This is a genomic window from Achromobacter sp. (assembly GCF_036567245.1).
In the GTDB taxonomy this organism is placed as follows: domain Bacteria; phylum Pseudomonadota; class Gammaproteobacteria; order Burkholderiales; family Burkholderiaceae_B; genus Achromobacter.
The window spans coordinates 1-6,220 of the sequence record NZ_DATCUY010000212.1; the positions used below are offsets into that span (position 1 = coordinate 1).

The window sequence follows — 6,220 nt, forward strand, 5'->3', positions numbered from 1 at the left end:
GGCGCTTGAGGCCTTCAACGAGGATCGGGGTGATGTCGCGCTGGGCGACGGCGCCAACAATGCCGCACATAGGAGAGTGCTCCGGTAAGTTCGTGTACCGACGCATTGTGCTCGTCCCCGCAAGAAATTTGATTTCTTTATGGAACTAAAAATGGAAGTTAATTCCCTTACATGAATGTGATTAAATAATATTTCTTCCTAGCCATATTTTTGAAATTATTCATGCAAAACGCACAGATTCCCCTGCCAGAGCTGGATGATCTGGACCGACGCATTCTTGAACAGTTACAACAAGACAGCTCGCTGACTAATCAAGATCTGGCGCAGCGGGTACATGCCTCGCCCCCGACCTGCCTGCGGCGGGTCCGGCGGCTGGTGGACGAAGGGGTGATAGACAGACAGGTGGCCATCCTGGCGGCCGAAAAGCTGGGCAGCACGCTGACCGCCATCGTCGAGATCACGCTGGACGTGCAGGCGGCGGAAAGCCTGGACGCGTTCGAGCAGAGCATGCTGACCGAGCCCGCGGTGCTGCAGTGCTACCGGGTGTCGCCCGGGCCGGATTTCGTGGTGATCGCGCAGGTGAAGGACATGCCGGCCTATCACGCGCTGGTGCACCGGGCCTTCACCGCGCAGGCCAACGTGCGCAACGTGCGCACGTTCTTCTCGGTACATCGCGCCAAGTTCGAGACCCGGATAGACGTGCGCGCCTGAGGCGCGCAAGGGTCAGCGGCGGGCGATCAGGCGTTCGAATTGCGCCAGGTAGCGATTGCCCATTTTCTGCACATCGTGCTCGTTGCGCACGTATTCGTAGGCACGTTCGGTGACTTCCTGGCGGAAGGACGCGTCGTCCAGGCAACGCGCCATGCCTTGCGCCATGGCCTGGAAATCGCCCACGGCGCACAGCACGCCGCGCCCGTCGGCCAGGCTCTCTTTCAAACCGCCGGCATCGGTGGACACCACCGGCACGCGTTGCAGGAAAGCATCCAGCACGCTACTGCCCAGGGCCTCTTCCTCGGAGCTCATGACGAACACGTCGAGGATGCTGTAGAAGTCTTCCACGCCTTTGCGAAAGCCAGCAAAGCGGTAGACGTCCTCGATGCCAAGCTTGCGCGCCTCGTCCTTGGCCTGTTGCTCGCGATCGCCACCCGCGCCGAAATGCAGGAACACGAAATCGCGGCGCGTCTTGGCCAGTTCGCCCACGGCGCGCACCAGCGTGACCGGATCCTTGTCGCGGATCAGCGCGGCGGAGGTGGCCATGACCTTCTTGCCGGTCAGGTCAAATTCGCGCACCAGGCTGGCGACGTTCTCTGCGTTGATCTGGTGTGGCTCGACCGCGCTGCGGATGATGACGGGCTCGATCCCCAGGCGGCGCGGTTCGCTGGCGGCCATCTCGCTGATCGCTACGAACAGGTTGGCGTGGCGCCATTTGTAGCCGGTCTTCCATTCATCGCCGGGCTTGACCACGAAGGACGTGCGGCGGGAAAAGACCACCGGACGGCGGTGCAGCCATTTGGTCAGGACCGCCCAGGTGATGGTGTTGGCGGTCTGGGCGTGGACGATGTCGTAGCGGCCAGCGCCGGCCAGAAAAGCCAGCTGTCCCGGCACGTTGCGGCAGGTATGGGCCACGAAACCTTCCTGGCGCGCGCGCTCGGCCAGCGGCGCGCCTTCGCGGCACATCACTTCGACGTCGTGGCCGGCTTTGCGGAACGCGCGCATGCAGTACAGCGTCTGCCGTTCGCCGCCGCGCCAGCCCTTCTCGAAGTTCAGCTGCAGAATCTTCATGCGCGACCGATGCCCGAATATTCGAAGCCCAGGCCGCGCACGTCGGCAGGCGTGTAGAGGTTGCGGCCGTCGATGATGAGCGGCGTCTTGAGCAGGGCCATGACGCGATCGAAGTCGGGCGCGCGGAAGACCTTCCATTCGGTTGCGATCAGAAGCGCGTCGGCGCCGTCCAGGGCGTCGTACATGTCGGTGGCGAAGCTGATGCCGGGCTTGCCGGCCAGCACACGGCCGGCCTCGTGCATGGCGACCGGGTCATACGCGCGCACCTCGGCGCCGCGGCGCGTCAGTTCGGCGATGACGGTCAGGCTGGGCGCCTCGCGCATGTCGTCGGTGTTGGGCTTGAAGGACAGGCCCCACAGCGCGATCTTGCGGCCCTTCAGGTCTTCGCCGTAACGTTCGACCACTTTTTCGGACAGGCGGAATTTCTGCGCGTGATTCGCGGCCTCGGCGGCCTCGATGACGCGCATGGGCAGGGAGTTCTCGGCGGCGGTGTTGACCAGCGCCTGCACGTCCTTGGGGAAGCAGGAACCGCCGTAACCCGCGCCGGGATACAGGAAGTGGTAGCCGATGCGCGGATCGGCGCCGATGCCGCGGCGCACTTGTTCGATGTCGGCGCCCAGCGCTTCGGCCAGGTTCGCCATTTCGTTCATGAAGGAAATGCGCGTGGCCAGCATGGCATTGGCGGCGTACTTGGTCAGCTCGGCCGAGCGCACGTCCATCACCATCAGGCGGTCGTGGGTGCGCTGGAAGGGTTCGTAGATGCGGCGCATGACACCAATCGTGTAGTCGTCATCGGCGCCGACCACCACCCGGTCCGGGCTCATGAAGTCGTTGATGGCGGCGCCTTCCTTCAGGAATTCGGGATTGGACGCCACGCTGAAGGGGATATCCACGCCGCGCGCGGCCAGTTCCTGCGCCACCACGGCGCGCACCTTGTCGGCCGTGCCCACCGGCACGGTGGACTTGTCCACGATCAGCTTGCGCGCCGTCATGTGGCGCGCGATGTTCTGGGCGGCGGCCAGCACGTATTTCAGGTCGGCGGAACCGTCTTCGCCAGGCGGGGTGCCCACCGCGATGAACTGCACGTCGCCGAAAGCCACGCTCTGCGCGACGTCATCGGTGAAATGCAGCCGGCCGGCCTGCACGTTACGACGCACCAGGTCTTCGAGGCCCGGCTCGTAGATGGGGATGCCGCCCTGGCGCAGCAGGGCGATCTTCGCCGCATCCACGTCCAGACACATGACGTCGTTGCCCATGTCGGCCAGGCACGCCCCCGACACCAACCCCACGTAACCGGTACCCACGACCGTGATCTTCATGCCTGAACGCCTTCAAAATAGGTAATTGTCGCGCCGGATGCAGACACCCGGCGCCGGCGGTCATTATAGAAGCGGCCGGAAGCCAGGGCCCGCCGGCGCGACCAAGGGCCGCCACTCGGCCCCTGGCGGTTCACGCAAGGGGCCGTCAAGTCCGCAGCTTACTGAAGCGGACCGTATTGACCACCACCGCCAGCCCGGCGCAGATCGTTCCCAGCACCAGCGCCAGGCCGGGGCCGTGCGCGAGGCTGATGCTGAACGCGATCGCGACCAGCGCCGTGCCGAAACTCTGGCCGAACACCCGGGTGGTGGCCTGCAGGCCGCCCGCCGCGCCGCTGCGCGAGCGGGGCGCGGCCGACAGCATGGCGCGGTTGTTGGGCGTCTGGAAGAAGCCGAAGCCCAACCCCGCCACGAACATGCCCGCGACAATGGGCCAGTTGGAGACCGTGGCCGGCAGCGCCGCCAGCCATAGCATGCCGACCACCATCGCGGCCGCGCCTATGCCGCTGAGCGTGGCGGCCGAATAGCGGTCGGACAGCCGGCCCGCAAGCGGGGCGATGATGGCGGTGCCCACGGGCCAGGCGCCCATCAGCATGCCCACTTCCAGATAGGGCCTGCCCAGCACCTGCTGGAAATAGAACGGCAGGGACACATAGGACGCCATCTGCGCGGCGAAGGTGCAGGCGGAGGCGCCCACCGCAAAGGCCAGCGGACGAATGCGCAGCAGGTCCACGGGCACCAGCGGCGCCGGCTGCTTGCCGACGCGGCGCACCAGCACGAAGCCGATGGCCGTGGCGATCGCCACCAGGCCGATGCCGCGCAACAGGTCCATACCCATCATGTCCACGCCGGAAATGAAGACGCCCAGGGTCAGCATGCACAGCAGGGCGCTGATCCAGTCCAGCTTCACGTCGTTGCGCGGCACTTCCGGCAGATGGCGCAGGCCCAGCATCGTCAACGCGCAGATCGGCAGGTTGACGGCGAAGATCCAGGGCCAGGGCGCCACCGACAGGATGGCGGAGCCTATGGTCGGCCCCAGCACCGACATGATGGCCACCGTGGTGGCGTTCAGGCTGATGCCGCGCCCCAGCAACTTCAACGGATAGATGTTACGCACCAGTCCGCCGAACATGCACATCAGCGAAGCCGCGCCTATGCCCTGGAACACGCGCGCCGCCGTCAGCTGCCAGAGCGTGCCGGCCAGGGCGCAGCCCAACGACGCCAGGGTGAACAGCATCAGGCCGAAGGTGAACATGCGGCGAAAGCCGATGCGCTCGGCCAGCGCCGACAAGGGCAGCAGCATCATCACCACCGCCAGGTTGTAGGCGTTCACGATCCAGACCGCCTGGGCCGGCGACGCGTTGAGGTCGACGGCGATCGTGGGCAGCGCCACGTTGGCGATGGTGGTGTCCAGGACCGACAGGCTGATGCCTGTCATCACTGTTGCCGCCGCCCAGTAGCGGCGCGGCGTGGGCAGACCGTCGGGCGGGGCGGGCTTGGCGCCGCTTGCGGGCGCCTGCTCGCTCTGCCCCGTCACGATTTCTTGACCGGGCGCTGCCATCCGTCGACGGTGACCTGCTTGGCGCGCGACACCGTCAGTTTCTCGGCCGGCGCATCGCGGGTCAGGGTGGTGCCCGCGCCCAGCGTGGCGCCGCGGCCAACGCGCACCGGTGCCACCAGCTGCGTGTCGGAGCCGATGAAAGCGTCGTCTTCGATGACGGTGCGGTGCTTGTTCACGCCGTCGTAGTTGCAGGTGATGGTGCCCGCGCCCACGTTCACGCGGGCGCCAATGTCGGCGTCGCCAATATAGGCCAGGTGGTTGGCCTTGCTGTCCGCGCCCAGCACGCTCTTCTTGATCTCGACGAAGTTGCCGACATGGCTGCGGTCGCCGAGTTCAGCGCCGGGACGCAGGCGCGCATAGGGGCCGACGCGCGCGTCGCTGCCAACCTGCGCCTGTTGCAGATGGCTGTAGGCCTCGATATGCGTGCCCGCGCCGACGCTGACGTCGCGCAGCACGCAATGCGGGCCCACGCGCACGCCGTCGGCCAGCGACACCTGGCCTTCGAACACGCAGCCCACGTCGATGAACACGTCGCGTCCGCAGGTGAGCGAACCGCGCACATCGAAGCGCGCCGGGTCGGCCAGCGTGACGCCGGCTTCCAGTTGGCGGCGGGCCTGCTCGGCCTGCCAGCGACGCTCCAGTTCGGCCTGCTGCACGCGGCTGTTCACGCCCAGCGTTTCCCAGGAGGCTCCCGGCTGGGCAGCGCCCACCGGCACGCCATCGACCACCGCCAGCCCGACCACGTCGGTCAGGTAGTACTCGCCCTGGGCGTTATTGTTGTCGATGCGGGACAGCCAGTCCTTCAGCTTCGCAGTCGGCGCCGTGAGGATGCCGGTGTTCACTTCCCGGATCTCGCGCTCGGCGTCCGAGGCGTCCTTGTGTTCGACGATGCGGCACACGTTGCCGCTGGCGTCGCGCACGATGCGGCCATAGCCGGTGGAATCCGCCAGCACCTCGGTCAGCACGGCGGCGCCAGCGCCGCGGGCGTCCAGCAGGCGTTGCAGGGTTTCGGGCTGCACCAGCGGCACGTCGCCATACAGCACCAGGGTCACGTCATCCTTGCCATCGCCTTCGAGCAGCGGCACGGCCTGCTGCACGGCGTGGCCGGTGCCTTGCTGCGGCTGCTGCAACACGAAGTGCAGGTCCGACTGGCCTTCATAAGCCTGTTTGACGCGGTCCGCGCCATGACCGACCACGACGATGATGCGCGCCGGCTTGAGTTGGCGCGCGCTGTCCAGCACATGGCCCAGCATCGGTTTGCCGGCCAACGTGTGCAGAACTTTAGGGAGGTCGGACTGCATGCGTTTACCCAGTCCGGCGGCAAGAATTACTACGTTAAGCATAAGTTCCAGTATGTTGAGTGGCGGTCGAGAGGCCTTGCGGCCGTCTCGCCCGACGATTTAAAGAGAGGACCGCCGCTAGCTGACGTCCGGTCCGGTTTTCTTCGCGGCCTTGCGCGGCGCCGCGGACTTGCGGGCCGCGGGTTTGGACGCCTTGGCTGAGGGCGCGGCTGCGGCCTTGGCCTCGCCCGGCTTGGGCTTGGCCGCGGCATCGGCGCCGG

At 66.5% G+C, this 6,220-nt stretch carries 5 protein-coding genes; 1 reads left to right on the forward strand and 4 read right to left on the reverse strand.

Annotation, left to right across the window (positions count from 1 at the left end; all coding sequences use genetic code 11):
• The first annotated feature begins 222 nt into the window (after positions 1-222).
• On the forward strand, positions 223-711 hold the full coding sequence (locus VIR09_RS09225; protein ID WP_207469179.1) for an Lrp/AsnC family transcriptional regulator: 489 nt from the start codon (positions 223-225) through the stop codon (positions 709-711).
• A gap of 12 nt (positions 712-723) precedes the next feature.
• On the opposite strand, the gene VIR09_RS09230 is transcribed toward VIR09_RS09225, so the two are convergent.
• The 4 genes from VIR09_RS09230 to glmU form a co-directional block, all read right to left on the reverse strand.
• On the reverse strand, positions 724-1,782 hold the full coding sequence (locus tag VIR09_RS09230; RefSeq protein ID WP_332012588.1) for a glycosyltransferase family 4 protein: 1,059 nt from the start codon (positions 1,780-1,782) through the stop codon (positions 724-726).
• Positions 1,779-3,101, reverse strand: a complete 1,323-nt coding sequence (locus VIR09_RS09235; RefSeq protein ID WP_332012589.1) for a UDP-glucose/GDP-mannose dehydrogenase family protein — start codon at positions 3,099-3,101, stop codon at positions 1,779-1,781. The genes VIR09_RS09230 and VIR09_RS09235 overlap by 4 nt, the downstream gene beginning before the upstream one ends.
• A 145-nt stretch (positions 3,102-3,246) precedes the next feature.
• Entirely contained in the window at positions 3,247-4,659 is a 1,413-nt protein-coding gene (locus VIR09_RS09240) for an MFS transporter (protein ID WP_414639409.1), read from the reverse strand.
• Positions 4,632-6,002: a bifunctional UDP-N-acetylglucosamine diphosphorylase/glucosamine-1-phosphate N-acetyltransferase GlmU gene (gene glmU, locus VIR09_RS09245; RefSeq protein WP_332012591.1), complete on the reverse strand. Its 1,371-nt coding sequence runs from the start codon at positions 6,000-6,002 to the stop codon at positions 4,632-4,634. The genes VIR09_RS09240 and glmU overlap by 28 nt, the downstream gene beginning before the upstream one ends.
• Positions 6,003-6,220: the final 218 nt, after the last annotated feature.

What these genes read in the sequence shown, in the direction of transcription:
- glmU (WP_332012591.1), bottom strand. Translation starts at nt 6,002, where the DNA reads ATGCTTAACGTAGTAATTCTTGCCGCCGGACTGGGTAAACGCATGCAG.
- VIR09_RS09230 (WP_332012588.1), bottom strand. Translation starts at nt 1,782, where the DNA reads ATGAAGATTCTGCAGCTGAACTTCGAGAAGGGCTGGCGCGGCGGCGAA.
- VIR09_RS09235 (WP_332012589.1), bottom strand. Translation starts at nt 3,101, where the DNA reads ATGAAGATCACGGTCGTGGGTACCGGTTACGTGGGGTTGGTGTCGGGG.
- VIR09_RS09240 (WP_414639409.1), bottom strand. Translation starts at nt 4,659, where the DNA reads ATGGCAGCGCCCGGTCAAGAAATCGTGACGGGGCAGAGCGAGCAGGCG.
- VIR09_RS09225 (WP_207469179.1), top strand. Translation starts at nt 223, where the DNA reads ATGCAAAACGCACAGATTCCCCTGCCAGAGCTGGATGATCTGGACCGA.